This window comes from Candidatus Methylomirabilota bacterium, assembly GCA_035315345.1.
Taxonomy (GTDB): domain Bacteria; phylum Methylomirabilota; class Methylomirabilia; order Rokubacteriales; family CSP1-6; genus CAMLFJ01.
Map to the genome: position 1 here is coordinate 15255 of DATFYA010000014.1, position 19677 is coordinate 34931.

The 19677-nt window shown below is 70.5% G+C and carries 19 protein-coding genes; 10 read left to right on the top strand and 9 right to left on the bottom strand.

The genetic code is table 11. The features are described from left to right. Positions 1–4: 4 nt before the first annotated feature. From VKN16_01970 to VKN16_01990, 5 genes are all read left to right on the top strand, one after another. Complete coding sequence (locus VKN16_01970; protein HME92968.1) at positions 5–634, top strand: cation/multidrug efflux pump; 630 nt, start codon at positions 5–7, stop codon at positions 632–634. Between the two features lie 151 nt (positions 635–785). Further along, positions 786–1400, top strand: a complete 615-nt coding sequence (locus VKN16_01975) for a Rieske (2Fe-2S) protein (GenBank protein HME92969.1) — start codon at positions 786–788, stop codon at positions 1398–1400. Positions 1401–1561: 161 nt separating this feature from the next. Next, the gene (locus tag VKN16_01980) at positions 1562–3241 is read left to right on the top strand and encodes a methanol/ethanol family PQQ-dependent dehydrogenase (GenBank protein ID HME92970.1); all 1680 of its coding nucleotides are present in this window, start codon (positions 1562–1564) and stop codon (positions 3239–3241) included. A 53-nt stretch (positions 3242–3294) separates the two neighbouring features. Continuing rightward, positions 3295–4911, top strand: coding sequence for a hypothetical protein (locus VKN16_01985; GenBank protein HME92971.1), 1617 nt, complete (start codon positions 3295–3297; stop codon positions 4909–4911). After that, positions 4911–5891: a glycosyltransferase family 2 protein gene (locus tag VKN16_01990; protein ID HME92972.1), complete on the top strand. Its 981-nt coding sequence runs from the start codon at positions 4911–4913 to the stop codon at positions 5889–5891. Before VKN16_01985 ends, VKN16_01990 begins: the two co-directional genes overlap by 1 nt. Here VKN16_01990 and VKN16_01995 read toward each other — a convergent pair. From VKN16_01995 to VKN16_02025, 7 genes are all read right to left on the bottom strand, one after another. Continuing rightward, entirely contained in the window at positions 5881–6702 is an 822-nt protein-coding gene (locus VKN16_01995; GenBank protein HME92973.1) for a carbohydrate ABC transporter permease, read from the bottom strand. The two genes, VKN16_01990 and VKN16_01995, sit on opposite strands and share 11 nt — an antisense overlap. A gap of 2 nt (positions 6703–6704) precedes the next feature. Beyond that, a complete protein-coding gene (locus tag VKN16_02000; protein HME92974.1) occupies positions 6705–7583 on the bottom strand; it encodes a sugar ABC transporter permease in 879 nt (292 codons plus the stop codon). A gap of 4 nt (positions 7584–7587) precedes the next feature. Next, positions 7588–8895: an extracellular solute-binding protein gene (locus VKN16_02005; GenBank protein ID HME92975.1), complete on the bottom strand. Its 1308-nt coding sequence runs from the start codon at positions 8893–8895 to the stop codon at positions 7588–7590. A gap of 165 nt (positions 8896–9060) precedes the next feature. After that, positions 9061–9453: an OB-fold domain-containing protein gene (locus VKN16_02010; protein HME92976.1), complete on the bottom strand. Its 393-nt coding sequence runs from the start codon at positions 9451–9453 to the stop codon at positions 9061–9063. 3 nt (positions 9454–9456) lie between these two features. Next, positions 9457–10626 (bottom strand): thiolase domain-containing protein, encoded by a 1170-nt coding sequence (locus VKN16_02015; protein HME92977.1) that lies wholly within the window; start codon positions 10624–10626, stop codon positions 9457–9459. 7 nt (positions 10627–10633) lie between these two features. Further along, positions 10634–11620: a D-2-hydroxyacid dehydrogenase family protein gene (locus tag VKN16_02020; protein ID HME92978.1), complete on the bottom strand. Its 987-nt coding sequence runs from the start codon at positions 11618–11620 to the stop codon at positions 10634–10636. Between the two features lie 52 nt (positions 11621–11672). Further along, positions 11673–12653: an ABC transporter substrate-binding protein gene (locus VKN16_02025; GenBank protein HME92979.1), complete on the bottom strand. Its 981-nt coding sequence runs from the start codon at positions 12651–12653 to the stop codon at positions 11673–11675. Positions 12654–12812: 159 nt separating this feature from the next. On the opposite strand from VKN16_02025, the gene VKN16_02030 reads away from it, so the two are divergent. Beyond that, positions 12813–13925, top strand: a complete 1113-nt coding sequence (locus VKN16_02030; GenBank protein HME92980.1) for a zinc-binding dehydrogenase — start codon at positions 12813–12815, stop codon at positions 13923–13925. Between the two features lie 91 nt (positions 13926–14016). Here the strand turns inward: VKN16_02030 and VKN16_02035 are convergent, their stop codons facing one another. Further along, a complete protein-coding gene (locus tag VKN16_02035; protein HME92981.1) occupies positions 14017–15129 on the bottom strand; it encodes a zinc-binding dehydrogenase in 1113 nt (370 codons plus the stop codon). Between the two features lie 160 nt (positions 15130–15289). Between VKN16_02035 and VKN16_02040 the strand changes: the two genes are divergently transcribed. From VKN16_02040 to VKN16_02055, 4 genes are read left to right on the top strand one after another with little or no spacing between them, the layout of a single operon-like run. Beyond that, entirely contained in the window at positions 15290–16264 is a 975-nt protein-coding gene (locus VKN16_02040; GenBank protein ID HME92982.1) for a lyase, read from the top strand. Between the two features lie 11 nt (positions 16265–16275). After that, a complete protein-coding gene (locus VKN16_02045) occupies positions 16276–16680 on the top strand; it encodes a cytochrome c family protein (protein ID HME92983.1) in 405 nt (134 codons plus the stop codon). After that, complete coding sequence (locus tag VKN16_02050; protein HME92984.1) at positions 16677–17603, top strand: fumarylacetoacetate hydrolase family protein; 927 nt, start codon at positions 16677–16679, stop codon at positions 17601–17603. Before VKN16_02045 ends, VKN16_02050 begins: the two co-directional genes overlap by 4 nt. Beyond that, positions 17600–18688 (top strand): mandelate racemase/muconate lactonizing enzyme family protein, encoded by a 1089-nt coding sequence (locus VKN16_02055; protein HME92985.1) that lies wholly within the window; start codon positions 17600–17602, stop codon positions 18686–18688. Before VKN16_02050 ends, VKN16_02055 begins: the two co-directional genes overlap by 4 nt. 76 nt (positions 18689–18764) lie before the next feature. Here VKN16_02055 and VKN16_02060 read toward each other — a convergent pair whose 3' ends face one another. Further along, positions 18765–19658 (bottom strand): aldo/keto reductase, encoded by an 894-nt coding sequence (locus tag VKN16_02060; protein HME92986.1) that lies wholly within the window; start codon positions 19656–19658, stop codon positions 18765–18767. Between the last annotated feature and the right edge of the window lie 19 nt (positions 19659–19677).

The window sequence follows — 19677 nt, forward strand, 5'->3', positions numbered from 1 at the left end:
TCGCATGGAGAGCTGGCTGCTCATCGCCGCGCTGCTCCTCGCCGGCGCCAGCCTCGCGTTCCTGACCATCGGCCTCCTGGCCTTGCGAAGCCGGCGCGTGCTCGGCGCGGTCTCGGGCGCGCTGCTCGCGCTGCTCCTGCTGTCCGTGGCCGGGCTCCTGGCCACGCTCGCCGTGGCCACCCAGGGATACCGCGCGCTCACCTTCGAGGACGTCGCGGCGACGGTGACGATCGTCCCGGCGGCCGCGCAGCGCTTCTCGGCCACGTTCCGCTTCCCGGACGGCCACGAGGAGCGGTTCACGCTCGGCGGCGACGAGCTCTACGTGGACGCGCACATCCTCAAGTGGAAGCCGATCGTCAACGTCCTGGGCCTGCACACCGCCTACGAGCTCGATCGGGTCGCGGGGCGCTACCGCCTGCTCACGGACGAGACCACGAAGCCCCGGACGGTGTTCTCCCTCGTTCAGCCCAAGCCGCTCGACCTCTTCGACCTGCGTCGGCGCTACGCGTTGCTCGCGCCCTTGCTCGACGCCGAGTACGGCTCGGCCACGTTCATCGACGCGGCGCGGCCGGCGGAGCTGGAGCTGCGGGTATCCACCTCGGGCCTGCTGATCCGGCCGGCCCCCGGGCGGTGAGCGAGCTCGGAGCGGCGGTCGGACGCTCCCACCGGACCGACGTCTAGACCACGGGCGACCCGCCCGCGCCGTGCGTCTTGACATCGCGCGGGCACTTCTCCCAGAATCCGCGCCGGAGCCGCAGCCGCCTCGGGCGACGGCGGTGATAGCCATGGGCGACGAGCTCGCGGGCGGATCGTCGATGAACCGCCGAGAGCCACGACGCGCGATGCTGCGAGGAGCGCTCGCGATCGGCGTCGGACTCCCTCTGCTGGACCTGTGTGCCCGCGCCATCCCCGAGGCCTCCGCCCAGGGCGATCCCAAGAGTCAGCGCCCTCAGAACGGCGATCGGTTCGTGTTCCGGACCGGGAATCAGACCGGCAAGGTGATCACGGTCGCCGACATCCCCGTCGGCGGCCCGCCCGTGCCGGCCTTCCCGATGGATCCCAGCGGCGTGGTGCGCGACGGATCGCGCCTGAACCAGCTGCTGCTCGTGCGCCTGACTCTCACGGATCTCTCGGAGGAGACCCGCGGCCGTTCCGCCGAGGGCGTCGTGGCCTACTCCGGCGTGTGCACGCACACCGGCTGCGACATCACCCTCTGGAAGGCCGAGTCCATCCGATTCCGCTGTCCGTGCCACGAGTCGGAATTCGATCCCAAGGACGCCGGCCGCGTCGTCGGCGGACCCGCGCCCCGGCGGCTCCCGCGGGTGCCCGTGAAGGTCGTCGACGGCGTGCCGGTCGCCGCCGCCGGCTTCCTGGGCCGGCCCGGGTTCCAGCCCACGTGAGCGGCCAAGCCGGAGCAGTGAGCGCTTCACAGCCAGTACAGGGAGGAACGATCGTGAGAACTCGGGCGCTCTTGGCGATGTTCGGCGTTCTGATCGTGACGACCCCGGCCGCGCTCCTCGGCGGCTGCACCGGCATGACCACCGGATCCCCCGCCGCGTCGATGGCCCCGGCGCCCCGCGCGAAGCCGACCGCGGGCGCGACGGCCTACACGCCGGTGACGGACCAGCGGCTCGTCAACCCCGAGCCGGAGAACTGGCTGATGTACCGGCGCACCTACGACGGCTGGGGTTATAGCCCGCTCGAGCAGGTCACCCCCGGCAACGCGGCGTCGCTGGTGCCGGTGTGGACGTTCTCCACCGGCGTGGCCGAGGGGCACCAGTCGCCGCCCATCGTCAACAACGGGATCATGTTCGTGAGCACGCCGCAGAACCAGGTCCTGGCCCTCGACGCCAAGAGCGGCGAGCTGCTCTGGCGCTACAAGCGCGACCTGCCCGAGGACCTCTTCCAGCTCCATCCCACCAACCGCGGCGTCGGCCTCTACGAGGACAGGGTGTACCTGGCCACCCTCGACGCCCACGTGGTGGCGCTCGACGCCAAGACCGGCAAGGTGGTGTGGGACCAGACGGTGGAGGACTACAAGAAGGGCTACTACATGACCCTGGCCCCGCTGGTGGCCAAGGGCAAGGTCATCGTGGGCGTCTCGGGCGGCGAGCTCGGCATTCGCGGCTTCATCCAGGCCCTGGACGCGAAGACCGGCGGCACCGCGTGGAAGACCTACACCGTCCCCGCCCCCGGCGAGCCCGGCTCGGACACCTGGAAGGGCGACACCTGGAAAACGGGCGGCGTGTCGGTGTGGATCACCGGCAGCTACGATCCCGCGCTCAACATCACCTACTGGGGCACCGGCAACGCGGCGCAGTGGATCGGCGACCAGCGCCCGGGCGACAACCTCTACTCGGCCTCGGTGCTCGGCCTCGACGTCGACACCGGCAAGCTGCGCGGCTACCACCAGTACCACTGGAACGACTCGTGGGACTGGGACGAAGTCTCCGCGCCGATCCTGATCGACGTCAAGCGCGGCGACCGGACGGTCAAGGCCCTCGTGCATCCGGCGCGCAACGGATATCTCTGGGTCCTCGAGCGGCGCGCGGACGGCATCGGCTTCGTCGACGCCAAGCCCTACGTCAACCAGACCGCGTTCAAGAGCGTCGACCCGCGCACCGGGCGGCCCGAGTACGACGAGACCAAGAAGCCGGTCACCGGCAAGAAGGTGGGCTTCTGCCCGTCGCTCTGGGGCGGGAAGGACTGGGTGCCGGCCGCCTATAGCCCCAAGACCAACCTGCTCTACATCCCGGCCAACGAGAACCTGTGCGGCTCGCTCGTGGGCACCCAGCAGAAGTACGAGCCGGGCAAGCTCTGGCTCGGCTCCGAGATCAAGGACATCGGCCTGGACGTCCGCAACGGCGCCGGCCACATCGGCGAGATCCAGGCGTGGGACATGAACACCCGCACCAAGGTCTGGACGCGCACGTTCGAGTCCCACAACTGGGGCCCGGTGCTGGCCACCGGCGGCGGGCTGGTCTTCGCGGGCGGCACCAACGATCGCTACTTCCGCGCGTTCGACGCCAAGACCGGCGAGCTGGTGTGGCAGTGGCGGACCAACTCCGGCATCACCGCGGTGCCGTCCTCCTACTCGGTGGACGGCGTGCAGTACATCGCGGTCCAGTCCGGCTGGGGCGTCGACGCCCAGCGGATGCAGGACTCGCTCGACACCGCGCGCGGCACGAAGACCGACGTGCCGCAGGGCGGCGTCATCTGGGTCTTCGCGGTGAAGCAGTAGCCGCCTCCGGCCCGGGCCGGTTGCTCGGGCCGAGGCGATGGGTCGAGGGATGCGTGACGTGGCTCGCGCCGGTCGTGCTGGCCGCGCTCGTCATGCTCCCTCGGCTCGCCTCCCCGCAGTTCGGGTTCCTCGACGACGGGCTGACGCTCGAGATCGGCCGTCGCGTGATCGGCCGCTGGAGCGACCTCCTCCATCTCAATCCCGAGACGGGCCGGTTCGTGCCGGCCTACTGGCTCGTGTACTCGGCGATCGTCGCCGCGGTCGGCGTGCGGCCGTGGGCCTTTTTCACGGTGAACGTCGTGATACTGGCTGCGCTGCTCGCGATGCTCGCCCGGCTCGTGCGGCGGAGCGGCGGCACGCGGGGACAGGCCGGCGTCACGATGGTGGTGTTCGCGGCGTGTGGGCCGACGATCGAGAGCGTCTACACGCTGTCGAAGCCCGAGCCGCTGCAGCTGCTCTGGATGGCCGGCGCGCTGGCGACCGCCGCCGCGAGCGAGGCCGCGTCGGCTCGGCGCGTGGGATCGATCGCGCTGGCCGCGGTCCTCTCGCTCCTCGCGTACGCCACGAAGGAGACGAGCCTCGTCCTGATCCCGATCGCCCTCGGCTGGCTGGCGATCGACTGGGCGGGCGGCCGGTCACGACGCTTCCCCGCCACCTATGTCGCCGTCAACGCGATGGCGGCGGCGGCGTTTCTGGCCCTTCGCGCTCACTACGCCCCGCTCGCGCTCGCCGAGGGGTCGTACACGCGCGCCTACACGCTCGAGTGGCGCGTGATCGCCCCCGCGCTGTTCAGGATCGCCGCCTGGCTCGTCCGCGACTTCGCGTTTCTCCTGCCGCTGCTGGTCGTCCTCGCCGTCTGGCGCCCGGGCGGACCCGGACGATCCGGCCGACTCGTCCGGTACGCGGCCGTGTGGATGGCGGGATGGCTCGCCGTCTTCCTGCCGTGGCCGGCCACCTTCGAGTACTACCTCCTCCCGTTCGCCTTCGGGGCCGCCGCGCTGGCCGGCCTGCTGGTCGGCGACGGCTGGGCCGCGCGTCGTCGGCCCGGATCGGCGAGCGGCCGGTGGCTGGCATGGTCGGCGCTGGCGACGGCCGGACTGCTCTGGGTGATGGCGGCCGTCAACGCGGTGGCCGACGCGAAGGTCCAGCTGACGGTCGACCGCGCCAACGCGGCGCTGGTCGATTTCCTGGGCGGCCTGCCGGTCGGAAGCCATGTCGTGCTGAACACCGCGATGAACGAGTACCATCTGGAGCTGCCGAGGCATCTGGTGGAGATCACGCACCGCGCCGACATCACGGTGGAGCCGCCCGGTCGCCTGGCCGCCGCCGACGGCCGGGCGCCCGCCGATGCGTTCGTGATCACCGCGGAGCTGGCGAACCGGCCGTCTCCGACCGTGCGGCTGGCGCTGGACGAGGCCGGCGTCGCCCGTGACCACGCGCTCCTGGGCCGACTCCTGGCCGCGCCGGCCGCGCCGGTGTACCGCGACGTGCGGCACACCCGGCTCGTCGAGATCGGCATCCATCGCTGGCTCTGCCGGATCGCGGGACCCCCCTGGGTCGATCCGACCTTCTGCCCGGCCGATCGCCCCGTGGTCGACCGGCGCGTCTTCTCGTATGGCTGGCAGGTGCACCGGCTCATGGGCCCCGACGGCCAGCGGAGCCGACGTTGATGGCTGACGGCCGCCGCCTCGCCATCGACGTCATCGTCCCGCTCTACAACGAGGAGGCGGTCGTCGCCGAGTTCCACCGCCAGCTGATGGCGGTCGTGACGCCGCTGCGCCGCGAGTGCGACGTCCGCATCTGCTACGTCAACGACGGCTCGGTGGATCAGACCCGCGCCGAGCTGGCCAAGCTGGCCGCCGACGACCCGGCGGTGACCGTGCTGGAGCTGAGCCGCAACTTCGGCCACCAGGCCGCGCTCACCGCCGGGCTCGACCGGGCGAGGGGCGACGTGGCGGTGACCCTCGACGGCGACGGGCAGCATCCGCCGGAGCTGATCGCCGAGATGGTCGCGCTCTACCGGGCGGGCTACGACGTGGTGCTCACCCAGCGGGTGGCCGGCCCCGAGCCGCGGTGGAAACGCTGGACCTCGTCCGGGTTCTACCGTCTCCTGCGCGGCATCGGCGACACCCGGATGACCGCCGGCTCCGCCGACTATCGGCTCATCGCGCGGCCGGTGCTCGACGCCCTGCGGGAGATGCGCGAGTACCATCGCTTCCTGCGAGGCATGGTGGCCTGGACCGGATACCGGACGGTGGTCCTGCCCTACGCGGAGCGCGAGCGCATCGGCGGCCGGCCGAGCTACTCCCTGCGCGCGCGGGCGCGCCTGGCCGCCAATGCCACATTCTCGTTCTCGCTGGTCCCGCTGAAGCTGGCGCTGGTGGTGGGCCTCGGCTTCCTGCTCCTGGCCGCGGCCGAGGCGGTCTACGTGGCCAGCTTCTGGATCACCGGGCGGCAGGACCGGCTCGTGCCCGGCTGGTCCTCGCTCATGTTCATGGTGCTGATCGTGGGCGCGGCTCTCATGATCGCGGTCGGGCTGGTCGGCATCTACGTCGGCTACATCTTCCAGGAGGTGAAGCGCCGGCCGGTCTACCTCGTGCGCGACGCCGAGCGCGACCCGGACGACCGGCCCCGGCCGCCTATCCCTTGACCGCGCCCGCGGTCAGCCCCTGCACCATGTACTTGTGCAGGTAGATGTAGACCACGATCACCGGCAGCGAGGCGAGCGCGGCCGCGGCCATGAGCTGGCCCCAGAACGCGAAGTCCGAGACCACGAACTCGGAGAGGCCCACCGGCAAGGTCTTGAGGCTGTCGTCCGCGATGAAGATCAGCGCGTACAGGAACTCGTTCCAGGACAGCGTGAAGCAGAACAGCCCGGCCGCGAGGAGACCCGGTCCGGCGAGCGGCAGCACCACGTGCACGAGGGCCTGCACGCGGGTGGCGCCGTCCACCAGCGCGGCCTCCTCCAGCTGGCGGGGAATCGAGCGGAAGAAGCCCATGAGGAGCCAGGTCACGAACGGGACCAGGAACGTCGGGTACGCGAGGATCAGGGTGCCCAGCGAGTCGGTGTAGCCGATCCGGATGAAGGTCTGGTAGAGCGGGATGAACATGAGCCCGGGCGGCACCAGGTAGGTGACCAGCACGATCGCGCCGAGGCTGCGGCGGCCCGCGAAGCGCAGGCGGGTCAGGGCGTAGGCCCCCGCGGTGCCGATCAGCAGCGACAGCAGCGTGCTGGCGGTGGCGGTGATCGCGCTGTTGCGGAACCACAGGGCGAAGCGGCTCTCCTCGAACAGGTAGAGGTAGTTGTCGATGGTGAACGGCTGCGGGGCGTACACGTTCTGGGAGAGCAGGATCTGGCGGCCGGTCTTGAAGGAGGTCACCAGGATCCAGTACATCGGCACGAACACGATCGCGAGGATCAGCGCGAGCACGGCCCAGCGGACGAGGGTGCCCAGGCGCACGCTCACTCCTCCTCGCGATGCAGGTAGCGGACGACGCCCACGATGAGCAGGGCCACCAGGGGCAGCGAGGCCATCGAGGCGGCCATGGCCACGCCCCACCGCTGCGACATGATGCCCAGCTCGTAGCTGTAGGTCGCGAAGATGTGGGTGGCCGCCCCGGGACCGCCGCGGGTCATGATCCAGACGATGTTGAAGTCGTTGAGCGTCACGATCGTGCTGAGCAGGGTGACCACCGCCACCACGCCCTTGATGCTGGGCAGCGTGATGCGCCAGAACTTCTGCCAGCTGCCCGCCCCGTCGACGTCGGCCGCGTCGTAGAGCTCCTGCGGCACGGTCTGCAGCGCGGCCAGGAACGACACCCCGAAGAACGGAAAGCCGCGCCAGATGTTGGCCATGACCACCGACAGCATGGCCAGGCTCGGATCGCCCAGCCAGTGCACGCCGCTCTTGACCACGCCCAGGTCGATCAGGCTCACGTTGACGAGGCCCCGGAACAGGTCGAGCAGCCACTTCCAGGTGAGCGCGATGACCACCGTGGGGATGATCCAGGGCAGGAGCAGGATGCCGCGGATGAACTGGTTGCCGCGCACCACCTGGTGCAGGGCCAGGGCCATGGCCATGCCGATGACGAGCTTGACCACGATCGAGGCCACCGTGAACACCGCGCTGTTCCACGCCACGATGCGGAAGCGGCCGCTATCGAGCAGGTTGGCGTAGTTGCGCAGCCCGACGAAGTGCGCGGGATAGCCGACGATCTTCTCGGTGAGGCTCAGGTAGATGGCGCTGATGAAGGGATAGGCGACCAGCGCGGCGAGAAAGATCGCCACCGGGGCGATCATGGTGTAACCCAGCAATTGCTCCCGGTGGCGATCGGTCAGCACGAGATCACTTCACCGGCAGGCGATCGTAGATCTCCTTGATCCGCTTGTTGGCCTCGTCGACCGCCGCCTCCGGCGTCGCCTTGTCCACGATCACCTGCGTGACCATGTCGGTCAGCACGTTGCTCGAGACCACCTCGGCCGCCGCCGGCGTGGTGGGGCCTGGCCAGCCCACCGGATGGCCGATCTTCACCGTCTCCACGATGGTCTTGCCGGTCGGGGTGTTCCAGTACGGATCGTCGAGCGGCCGGGCGAACAACGGCACCGCCTGCTGGAACGAGCCGGTCATGTACTTCATCCACTGGGCACGCGACATGATGCAGCTCACCACCGCCTTCGCCTCCTTCTGCTGCTTGCCGTCGACCGGCACGCCCCAGTTCATCACGAAGGTGAGCGCCAGGTTGCGCCCGGCCGGCCCCTTGGGCATGAGCTTGATCGCGGTGTCCTTCTGCAGGGGATGCTTGTTCGACTCCTCCTGGAACAGGATGCTCGGCCCGTTGGGGGTGAAGGTGACCTTGCCGGCCATGAACGACTCGTTGTTGGTCGAGCCGGACCACGAGAGATAATCGAACGCGGCGGTCTTGTCGACGAGGTAGGCGGCGGTGACGACCTTGAGCGCCTGCACCGCCGGCCCCTTGGGCATGCCGATGAACTTGCCGCTCTTGTCCACCCACGCGGCCCCGTAGCTCCAGAGCAGGCTCATGGCCGGGTCGTAGCCGTCGCCGGTGCGGTTCCACGGAAAGCCGTTGGGGAACTCGTGGATGCCCGCCTTCTTCACCTTCTCGGAGATCTGCTGGATGGCCTCCCACGTGTCCGGCGGCTCGGCGCCGACCTTCGCGAGGATGTCCTTCCGATAGAAGAGGACGAGCGGGATGCCGTAGTGCGGCACCGCGTAGTACTTCCCGCCGAACTTCACCGCGCCTTCCGCGTTGGTCAGGATCGGCCCCAGCTCCTTGGTGACCGCGGCGACGACGTCCGACATGTCGGCGAGGCGGCCCAGGTTGGCGAGCCGCGCCGGGCCCACCGCGTCCAGCTCGGCGATGTCGGGCAGCGTCTTCGACTCGATGGCCGCGGTGTACTTGGTCCACATGTCGTCGAAGGTGTAGGTCTGGATGGCCAGCTCCATCCCCGCCTTCTTCGCGCACTCCTGGGCATTGGCGTCGAGGATCTTGTCAGCCGGCGGGATGTACGTCTTGAGCCGCCACAAGCTGAGCTTGCCGGCCGCCGCGGTCGGCCCCGGATCGGGAGCCACGAGCGCGACGACGACGATGAGCAGGACGGCGAGCACTATGAGCTGCCTTGCCAGCTTAGACATTCGCACCTCCTCGCGTGTGGACTCGGTGGACGGTGAGCGACCGACCCGGGTGTAGCATTCCGCTCGCAAAGGTGTCAAGCCGAACGCGGGTTCGCGCCGGCGTTGCCGGGCCACCGATTCTTCGCCGAAGGTTCGGAAGGGGGGCGAAGCCCCCCTCCGAGCTCCTCATCGCGGCGTGAACATCGGCACCGGCGGGCCGCCGTCGGTGGGCGTGAAGACGACGCGCACCGGCTGGCCGATCCGCAGCGCGTCGACATCGCAATCCACCAGGCCGGTCATCATGGTCACGCCCTCGTCGAGGGTGACGTAGGCGATCACGTAGGGCGGCGTGGCCCGCCGCATCACGCTGAACGAATAGATCACCCCGCGGCCCGCCGACTCCTTCCACTCGGTGCGATCGCTACCGCAGAACGGGCAGATCGGACGCGGGTAGTGATGCGGCCGCCCGCAGGCGGTGCAGGTCTTCACGAGCAGCCGGCCCTGGGCCGCCGCCTCCCAGTACGGCGCGGTCTCGGGCGTCGGCGTGGGCGCGGGGATCTTGCGGGCGGCCTCGGCCATGGCTCAGCCTCGCTCCATGATGAGCGTGGCGCTGGCGTGGCGCGTGCCGAGCGAGCCGCCGGTGCCGTGGGCCAGGGCCAGGTCGCAGCCCTTCACCTGCACCGCGGGATGCGCCTCGCCGCGCAGCTGGCGCACCGCCTCGATCACCTTGGTCATGCCGCCGCGGTTGGCCGGGTGGTTGTTGCAGAGGCCGCCGCCGTCGGTGTTGAACGGCAGCCGTCCCGTTCCCGCGATGAGATTGCCGTCGGCGACGAACCGGCCGCCCTGCCCCTTGGGACAGAAGCCCAGGTCCTCCAGCGTGATCAGCACCGTGATGGTGAAGCTGTCGTAGATCGAGGCGTACTTGATGTCGGCGGGGGCGACCCCCGCGCTCTCGAACGCGGCCGGGCCCGACCAGCGCGCCCCCGTGTAGGTGAGATCGACCTGGCCGCCCATCTGGTGCTTCACCGCCTCGCCCGCCCCGCGCACCCTGACCAACGGGCGCCCGAGCTCGCGCGCGATCTCGGGGCGCGCCACGACCACCGCGCCGCCGCCGTCGCTGATCACGCAGCAGTCCAGCCGGTGCAGCGGGTCGGAGATCATGGGCGAGCCCACCACGTCGGCCACCGTCACCACGTCGCGCAGCATCGCGTGCGGATTGTGCTGGGCGTGATGGGAGGCGGCCACCTTGATCCACGCGAGCTGCTCGCTGGTGGTGCCGAACTCGTGCATGTGACGCATGGCCGCCATCGCGTACTGATTCACCACCGTCGGCGAGAACGGGGCCTCGAAGGCCACGTCGGGCGCGGCGGGGCCGTAGTTGCGCGGCGCGGTGCCGGTGGCCATACCCTCGGCGCGCGGACGGCCGGCCAGCGTGATCAGGGCCACGTCGCAGCGGCCGGCCGCGATGGCCTCGGCGGCGTGACCCACGTGCACCACGTAGGAGGACCCGCCGGTCTCGGTGGTGTCGATGTGGCGCAGGCGCAGGCCCATGTAGTCGGCCATCGAGAGCCCGCCCAGACCGGGCGCGTCCCCCGCGCAGAAGTAGCCGTCCACGTCGTCCTTGCCGAGCCCGGCGTCGGCCAGCGCGCCGCGGGCCACCTCGGCGTGGAGCTGCGCGAGCGAGATGCCGTCGGCCTTGCGCGTGGGGTGCTCGAAGACGCCGACGATGCAGGCGCGGTGCCGGATGCTCATGGGCGGCTCAGGCCCGCCGCGCCGCGAGCGCGTCGGGGTTGAGCACGTTGATCGGCTTGCCCTCGCCGTAGGCCACCACCTGGTCGAAGATGGTGTCGAACATGTGCTCGAGGCTGTCGCGCTCCACGTAGCCCAGATGCGGCACGCAGATGCAGTTGTCGATCGCGAGTAGCGGGTGGGCGGCCCCCAGCACCGGCTCGTCCTCGTACACGTCCACCGCGGCCATGCCCGGCCGGCCCTGGCGCAGGGCCCCCTCGAGCGCGCCCGGGGCGACGAGGCCGGCCCGGCTCGTGTTGACGAACACCGCGGACGGCTTCATGCGCCCCAGGTCCTCGGCGGTCACCAGGCCGCGGGTGGCGTCGATCAGCCGCACGTGGATCGAGACCACGTCGGAGTCGGCGAAGAAGGCCTCGCGGCTCGCGGCCGGGGTGTAGCCGTCCTCCTTCGCCCTCTGAAGCGTCGACGGGCGCCCCCACGCGACGACGTTCATCCCGAAGGCGCGCCCGTAGCCCGCGACCACCGCGCCGATCTTGCCGTAGCCCAGGATGCCGAGCGTCTTGCCGCGCAGGCCGGTACCGATCGGATAGGCCTGCCACTTGCCGGCGCGCAGCGCGATCATCTCCTGCGGGATCCGTCTGAGCGCCGCGATGACGAGCCCCCACGTCAGCTCCGCGGTGGCGTAGGAGGGCCGTCCCGGCATCTGGCTGGAGGAGACGATCACGCCGCGCCGCGTGCAGGCGGGGACGTCGATGTTCGGCACCACCCCGACCTGGGTCACCATCCTCAGCCGATCGAGGCGCTCGAGCAGCGGCGAGCCGATCGGAGTGCGCTCGCGGATGCACACCAGCACCTCGGTGTCCTTCAGTCGGCTCGCGAGCGTGTCGACGTCCTTGGTGTGGTCTCTCCAGATCGTCACGTCGTGCAGGCGGACCTTGTCGAAGCAGCGCAGCGTGCGGATGGTGTCCTGGTAGTCGTCGAGAATGGCGATCTTCATGTCGCGCCCCCCTCGGGCGCCCCGTAGCCTACCACGGGACGGCGGGGGCGATTCACTCGATCACGTGGTCGCTGCGGCGCAGGAACGAGGGCGGCAGCGTCACGCCGAGCGCCCGCGCCGTCCGGAGATTGATCACGAGCAGGAACTTCTCGGGACGCTGCATCGGGAGGTCACCGGGCGCGCTGCCCTTCAGGATCCGGGCGACGTACGCGCCGGTGCGCCGGTACAGCTCGTGGAAATCCGGGCCGTAGGCCATCAGACCGCCCGCCTCGGCGAAGAGCGGCGCGAACGCGCAGATGGACGGCATCCGGTGCTTCACCGCGGCGCGGGCGATCCGCGGCAGCGCGCTGTTGATCAGGGGCGAGGTGAAGACCACCAGCGCCCCCGCGCCTCGACGGGCCGCCTCCGCGATCGCGCCCTCGATCTCGTCGGGACTCTGCACGGCGAGCCGCTCCAGCGCGAGGCCGGCGTCGCGCGCCGCGCCGTCGGTCACCTCGAACTGCAGGGCGTTCAGGCGCGGATCGCCGAGCACCGCCAACCGGGCCAGGCTGGGCTTCACGATCTTGACGAACTCCACGTGCTTGCCGCTCATCTCGGGCATGTCAAGGAAGAATCCCGTGACGTTGCCGCCGGGGCGCGCCAGGGTCGCGGCCCATCCCTGGCGAACCGGATCGGACTCCATGTCGAGGCCGACGATCGGGACGGTTCTGGTCGCGCGGGTCGCCGCGGCCAGGGAGAAGGGATTGGCGGCGAGGATGACGTCCGCCTCGGCGGCCAGGCGGGCCGCGAAGTCGTGGTACTGCTCGACCTTGTCGGGCCGGACCATGCGCAGCTCCACGCTCACGTCGCGGCCGACCACGTAGCCGTGCTCGCGCAGGCCGTCCGCGAAGGCCTTGAACTGCGTCGACCGCTGCATCTCGGCGGCGGAGCGCCCGGCCCCGCCGCCGAGCCAGCCGATCTTCGGCGCCTTCCCGGTCGGCTGCGCGCGCCCGATGCGCGGCACGCCCAGCAGGACGCCGGCCGCGGCGGTCACGAATCGTCTCCGGTCCATCACGCGCGGTTCGCCAACGGGCATCGCGGGCTCGATGGTCGGCCAGCCTATCACAGCGGCGGGCCCCGGCCCGGCCGACTTCGCCCGGCCGTGCTAGACTCCGCCCGTCGTCGATCATCCCGGTAGCGCGAGGAGACGCACATGGCCGAGACGGCGCGGATGGCGGTGTTCCACGGCGCGGGCAAGCCTTTCCAGATTCGCGAATATCCGGTGCCCGACCCCGAGCCCGGCGCCATCTTGATCAAGGTGGCGATGGCCAACGTGTGCGGCTCCGATCTGCACTACTGGCGCGGCGAGCTCGACTACGTGAAGATGGGCCGGCCGCTACCGCTCAACACCGGGCACGAGCACGTGGGACGCGTGGCCAAGCTCGGCTCCGGCGTCACCACCGACTCGGCGGGGCGGCCGCTCGCGGTCGGCGATCGCGTGGCCTACCGCTTCTTCTTCCCGTGCGGCCGCTGCCGCGCGTGCCTCCGGGGCAAGACCAAGTCCTGCCCGGTGCGCCAGGCGAACTTCCTCGTCTCCTGCGAGGCGTGGCCGCACTTCCAGGGCGGCTTCGGCGAGTACTTCTACCTGCGGCCGAACCATGCGGTGTTCAAGCTCGCCGACGACATCACCGACGACATGGCGGCGGGCGTGAACTGCGCCTTCAGCCAGGTCTACGCGGGCCTCGACCTCACCGCCCTGCGCCAGGGCCAGACGGTGGTGATCCAGGGCGCGGGCGGCCTCGGGGTCTACGCCTGCGCGGTGGCGCGCGAGATGGGCGCGGCGCGTGTGATCATCATCGACGGCGTGGAGGAGCGCCTGGCCCTCGCCCGCGCCTTCGGAGCCACCGACTTCGTGGACATGCGCGAGCACCCGACGCCGGAGGACCGCATCAAGGCGGTGAAGACGCTCACCGACGACTGGGGCGGCGATATCGTGATGGAGCTGGTCGGCAACCCCAAGGTGGTCGACGAGGGCCTGCGCATGACCGCGCCGGAAGGGACATATCTGGAGATCGGCAACATCAACGTGGGGTGGAAGGCCGAGTTCGACCCGGCGTGGATCATCTTCGGCAACCGCCGCATCTTCGGCCTCTCCCACTACGAGGCCGAGCACCTGCGCGGCGCGCTGGACATGATGGCCCGTACCCGGCAGCGCTACCCGTGGGACAAGATCATCTCCCACAAGTTCCCCCTCGAGTCGATCGAGGAGGCCTTCGTCCAGCAGGACAAGGGCCACGTCACCCGCGCCGCCATCGTCCCCACCTGATCGGGGTCAGGTCTTACATTACGACATTTCGGTCACCCGGCGCCTCGTCTGCCGCCGGAAAAATGTCGCAATGTAAGACCTGACCCCCGGACTACATCGAGAGGGCGGCGCGGGAGACCTGGCCGCCGCGCTGGGCCCAGTCGGCCTGGGCGAAGGCCTCCGAGATGCGCTCGAGCGGGAACACGTGGGAGATCACCTTCTCGAACGGGAAGCGCCGGAGATTGCGCTTCATGAACGAGAGCGACTGCTCGAGCGCCCACGGCGAGTAGTTGGAGGTGGCGACCAGCCTCGCGTTGCCCCGCACCAGCGCGGTGGCGTCGTAGGAGAACACGTTGCCGGGCGAGATGCTGCCCACCTCCAGATAACACCCGCCGCCTCTCAGCATGCGCAGCCCTTCGGGGATGACGTCGGCGTAGCCCACGAAGTCGGCCACCACGTCGGCGCCGAACCCGCCGGTCAGCGCCTTGACCGCGTCGACCCGCTTGTCCGCGGAGGCGATCTCGGTCGCGTTCACGGTGTGGTCGGCGCCGAAGGTCCTGGCCAGGGCCAGCCGCGGGGCCAGGCGGTCCACCACGATGACGGTGTCGGCGCCCATGTCGCGCGCCACCGCGACCGCGTTGAGGCCGAGGCCGCCGGCTCCCTGCACCACCAGCGACTGGCCGGCGCGGAAGCCCGCCTTGCGCAGGCCGTAGAGCACCTGGGAGAGCGCGCAGTTGATCGGCGTGGCCACGTCGTCGGCAATCTCGTCCGGCATCTTGAAGATGAAGTGGCCCGGCCGCAGGTAGTAGTAGTCGCCGTAGGCGTTGTTGAAGTACGGCGGCGTGCCCGCCACGCGGTTGGGCCGGCCCTTCTGCGGGCAGCTGCCCATCTCGTCGTCCAGGCAGACCGGGCAGCGGCCGCACGGGAAGAAGTAGCAGAAGGTCACCCGGTCGCCCTCGCGCAGCGGCCGTCCCATCGAATCGGTGCCGACGCCGGCCCCGAGCCGCTCCACCCGCCCGCACATCTCGTGCCCGAACGTGAGGTCCTTGGGCAGCGCACCGTACGTCTCCTTCATCTCGCCGCGCCAGATGTGCAGGTCGGAGCCGCACACGCCCGCCCGCGTCAGCTTGATCAGGATCGCACCCGGCTCGGGATCGGGCACCGGATACTCACGCAGCTCGAACTCGCCGCCGTACGCTTTCAGCACCGCCACCCGTCCGTTCATGCGGATCCTCCTTGGAATGGACCGATTCAGCGAGAGGGTCGCCGCGGCGGAGGCCGTTGTCAACCGCGGCAAGCCCGACGGCGTCGGGTGGCAGGGCCGGCGGCAGGTGGAGTACCATGAGCGCGCTCTGCGCACCGCCCGTTTTTCGATGGAGGTGGCCATGCGTCGTCCGCTACTCACGTTCGTGCTCATCTCCTTCCTGCTCCCGCCCGTCTTCGGGGCCCGGGCGGCCTCCGGGGAAGTCGCCACACAGGCTTACGCTCTCCCGGCCGGCGGTGGTCCTCACGACGTGGCGGTCGGCGCCGACGGAATCGTCTGGTACACCGCCCAGCGGAGCGGCCAGCTCGGCCGCCTGGACCCGGCGAGCAGGAAGGTCGATCTGATCTCGCTGGGCCCTGGCGCGGCGCCGCATGGAGTGATCATCGGGCCGGACGGCGCCCCGTGGGTCACGGAGGGTGGCACCAATTCCATCGTCCGGGTGGATCCGCGCACTCGGGAAGTGCACCGGTGGTCCCTGCCCGAGGCGCGCGGCTACGTGAACCTCAACACCGCGACCTTCGACAAGCGCGGACGCGTCTGGTTCACCGGGCAGAACGGCGTGTATGGGCGCCTCGATCCGGCGAATGGCGAGATGCAGGTCTGGGACGCGCCCCGTGGCCGGGGGCCCTACGGCATCACCACCACGCCGGGCGGCGACATCTATTACGCTTCGCTCGCGGGCAGCCACATCGCCCGGGTGGATCCCGACACCGGCGCCGCCACCACTATCGAGCCTCCCACCCGGGGCCAGGGCGCGCGGCGTGTCTGGTCAGACTCCCGGGGTCGCATCTGGGTGAGCGAGTGGAACTCGGGCAACGTCAGCCGCTACGACCCGCAGACGAAGGAGTGGAAGGCGTGGAAGCTGCCGGGAGACAGCCCGCGCGCCTACGCGGTCTACGTCGACGAGCGGGACAAGGTCTGGCTGAGCGAGTGGAGCGCGAACGCCATCGTCCGGTTCGATCCGGAGACCGAGACGTTCGAGGCGTTTCCGAGCGATCGCCCCGGCGCCAACGTGCGACAGATCCTCGGCCGGGCCGGCGAGGTCTGGGCGCCCGAGTCCGGCACCGACCGGCTCGTCGTGTACCGGACGAAGTGAGCAGCTGGCCGATGTGGCTCCTCGCCGCCGGGGCGGTGACGGCCGCGTGGCTGCCTCGGACGGGCGCGGATCCCGCCCGTCGTGGGGAACGCGTGTTCCAGCGCTGCTTCGCGTGCCACTCCGTGGTGGCCGGTGAGGACGGGCTGCCGGGGCCGAACCTGCGCGGGGTGATCGGCCGGCGCGCCGGCACGCTACCCGGCTTTCGCTTCTCCCCGGCGATGATCGAGCAGGGGGCGCGCGGGCTCGTGTGGACGCGCGCCACGCTCGACGCCTACCTGGCCGACCCGGCCGGCTTCCTTCCCGGCACCGAGATGGCGATGCCCGGGCTCTCCGTGGCCGACGACCGCCGAGACGTGATCGACTACCTGCAGCGATCGTCGCAGCAATCGAGTCCAACTCCCAGGAGGACACCGTGAAGCTCCTCTACTTCGACGACTACCGGCTGGGCGTGCTCCGCGGCGACGCGGTGGTGGACGTCTCGGACACCGTGAAGGACGTCCCCCACACCGGCCCCGGCGACCTGATCAGCGGGCTCATCGCCCGCTTCGCCGACTACCGCCGGAAGATCGAGGAGGCAGCCGCGCGCGGCAAGCCGCAGCCGCTCGCCTCGGTCCGCATCCGCCCGCCCCTGCCGAAGCCGACCAACATCGTGTGCATGGCGGTGAACTACATGGAGGACGGCACCCGCACCGAGCCGGCGCCGATCAACGCGTTCATGAAGTCGCCCGGCGCGATCATCGGCCCCGACGAGACCATGGTGCTGCCCGATGTGCCCGCCACCATCTTCGAGGGCGAGGCCGAGATGGCGCTGGTGATCGGCAAGCGCGCCACCGCGGTGCCCGCGGCCCGCGCCCTGGAGTACGTGTTCGGCTACTGCAACTTCATCGACGGCTCCGCGCGCGGCCTGCTGCCGCCCGGCAACACGTTCTACCAGATGAAGTCCCGCGACACCTTCGCCCCCATCGGCCCCTACCTGGTGACCGCCGACGAGATCGCCGACCCCCACAAGCTGGCGATCCGCCTCTCGGTCAACGGCACCGTGAAGCAGTCGTTCAACACCAGCGACATGGCCCACAAGATCCCGCGCTGCATCGAGTGGGTGACCAGCATCCACACGCTCGAGCCCGGCGACATCCTCGCCACCGGGACCAACCACCGGGGGCTCTCCGCCTTCATGGACGGCGACCGCATCGAGCTGGAGACGGAGGGCCTGGGCACGCTGCACTTCACGATCCGTGACGATCTGAAGCGCACCTGGTCGCGCGAGACGCGGCTCGACCGTCAGGAGAAGGGGCAGGAGGGCACCACGCCCCAGCTCACCGGCAAGCACAAGAAATGAAGATCAGCCACGTCACCACCCGCGTGCTGTCCACGCCGGCGGACAATCCATTGGTGGTCGGTCTGCCCGCCCCGACCGACACGCGCGAGTTCGTGCTGCTCGAGCTGGGCACCGATCAAGGGCTGGTGGGCATCGGCCTCACCTTCTTCGGCGGCGCCCTGACCCCCGCGCTGCGCGCGGCGGTGGACGGCCTGGCCCGCCTCGCCATCGGCGAGGACCCGAGCCAGACCGAGGCCATCGTGGCGAAGTGCCGGCGCGCCGCGGGCAGCGCCGGCCCCGGTGGGATCTTCGCCCTCGCGCTCGCCGCGCTCGACATGGCGTGCTGGGACCTGATGGGCAAGGCGGCGGGCCGCTCGGTGTGCGCGCTGCTCGGCGGCCTCCGCGATCGCGCGCCGACCTATGCCAGCGGCGCGCTGATGCGCGCGCACCCGGTGGACTACCTGGCGAAGGCGGGTCCGCGACTGCGCGACATGGGCTTCCGCCAGATGAAGATGCAGTGCGGGAGCGAGCCCACGCTGGCCGCCTCGATCGAGCGCGTGCGGGTGATGCGCGAGTCCATCGGGCCCGACGTGGACCTGATGTGCGACATCAACCAGCTGTGGAGCGTCCACCACGCCATCGAGGTGGGGCGGCGCATCGAGCCGTACCAGCTCTACTGGCTGGAAGATCCCACCGCGCACGACGACTTCGCGGGACTGGCCCGCATCGCGGACGCGCTGGCCACGCCGATCGCGGCCGGCGAGTACCACTATGGCATCGTGCCCTTCCGTCACCTGCTGGAGGCGCGCTCGATCGACATCGTGATGATCGACCTCCTCCGGGTGGGCGGCATCACGCAGTGGATGAAGGTGGCCGGCATGGCCGAGGCCTTCAACCTGCCCGTGGTCAGCCACCTGATCCCGGAGATCCAGGTGCACCTGATCGCGGCGATCCCGAACGGCCTCACCGTGGAATACATGCCGTGGACGCTGCGCCTCTACGAGGAGACCCCGACGATCGAGAACGGCCAGCTCGTGGTGCCGGACAAGCCCGGGCTCGGGCTCGCCTTCGACCAGGCCGCGATCACGCGCTACCAGGTCGCCTGAACTCCTTCCTCTCCCCTCCGGGGAGAGGACAGGTGAGGGGGCCCAGGCCGAGGGGTCCTCGCAGCGCGCCCCGCCCTCACACCTGCCCGGTCCATCCCGGCTCGGCGACTTCCTTCCAGCGCGCGCGGATCCGCTCGTACTCCGCGGCCGGCAGCGGCCCGGCCTCCAGCAGCCGCGCGTTCTCCGCCCACCGCCCGGGCCGTTTCGTGCCGACGATGGCGGTGTGCACGCCCGGGTCGGCCAGCGTGAACCGCAGCGCGACCGACACCGCCCGCTCCGCGTCGCGGAGAAACGCATAGTCGAGGGCGCGGAGCCGGGTCCAGTAGGGCTGGTAGTACGGCTCCGCGGGCCGGCGCGCGTAGCGCCACGCCGCGTTGGCGATCGGCCGCTTGGCGATGACGCCCATCTGCTGCTTCATCGCCGCGGGCACGGTGAGCTCGATCGCCTCCTGGTCGGCGATGCTCACCGAGGTCTGCAGCGTGTCGAAGCGCCCGCACCCGACCGCGAAGCGCGCGGCCTCCCCGTCGCCGCTGTAGCCGATGTACCGGGTCAACCCCCGTGCCCGCGCCCGCTCGAGGGCGGTGATCGCCTCCCCCTTCCGCAGTTCGGCCAGCTCGCAGCTGTGCAGCTGGATCAGGTCCAGCCGGTCGGTGCGCAGGCGCTTCAGGCTCCGCTCGATGCTCGACAGCAGCGAGGCCGCGCGCCAGTCGCCGCGCCCGTAGCCGCGCGGGTGGCCGCACTTGGTCAGGAGATGCACGTCGTTCCGGCGCGCCCCGAGCGCGGCGCCGATCAGGGCCTCGCTGTCCTCGTAGCACTCGGCGGTGTCGATGACGTTGAGCCCGGCGTCGATCGCGGCGCCCAGCAGGCGATCGACGGTGCGCAGGCTCGCGCCCTCGTAGCCGATCTCGGAGCCGCCGAAGCCGAGCACGCTCGCCTCCATGTCGGTCCGCCCCAGCTGTCGTCGCTCCATGGCCGACTATCGCGAGCGG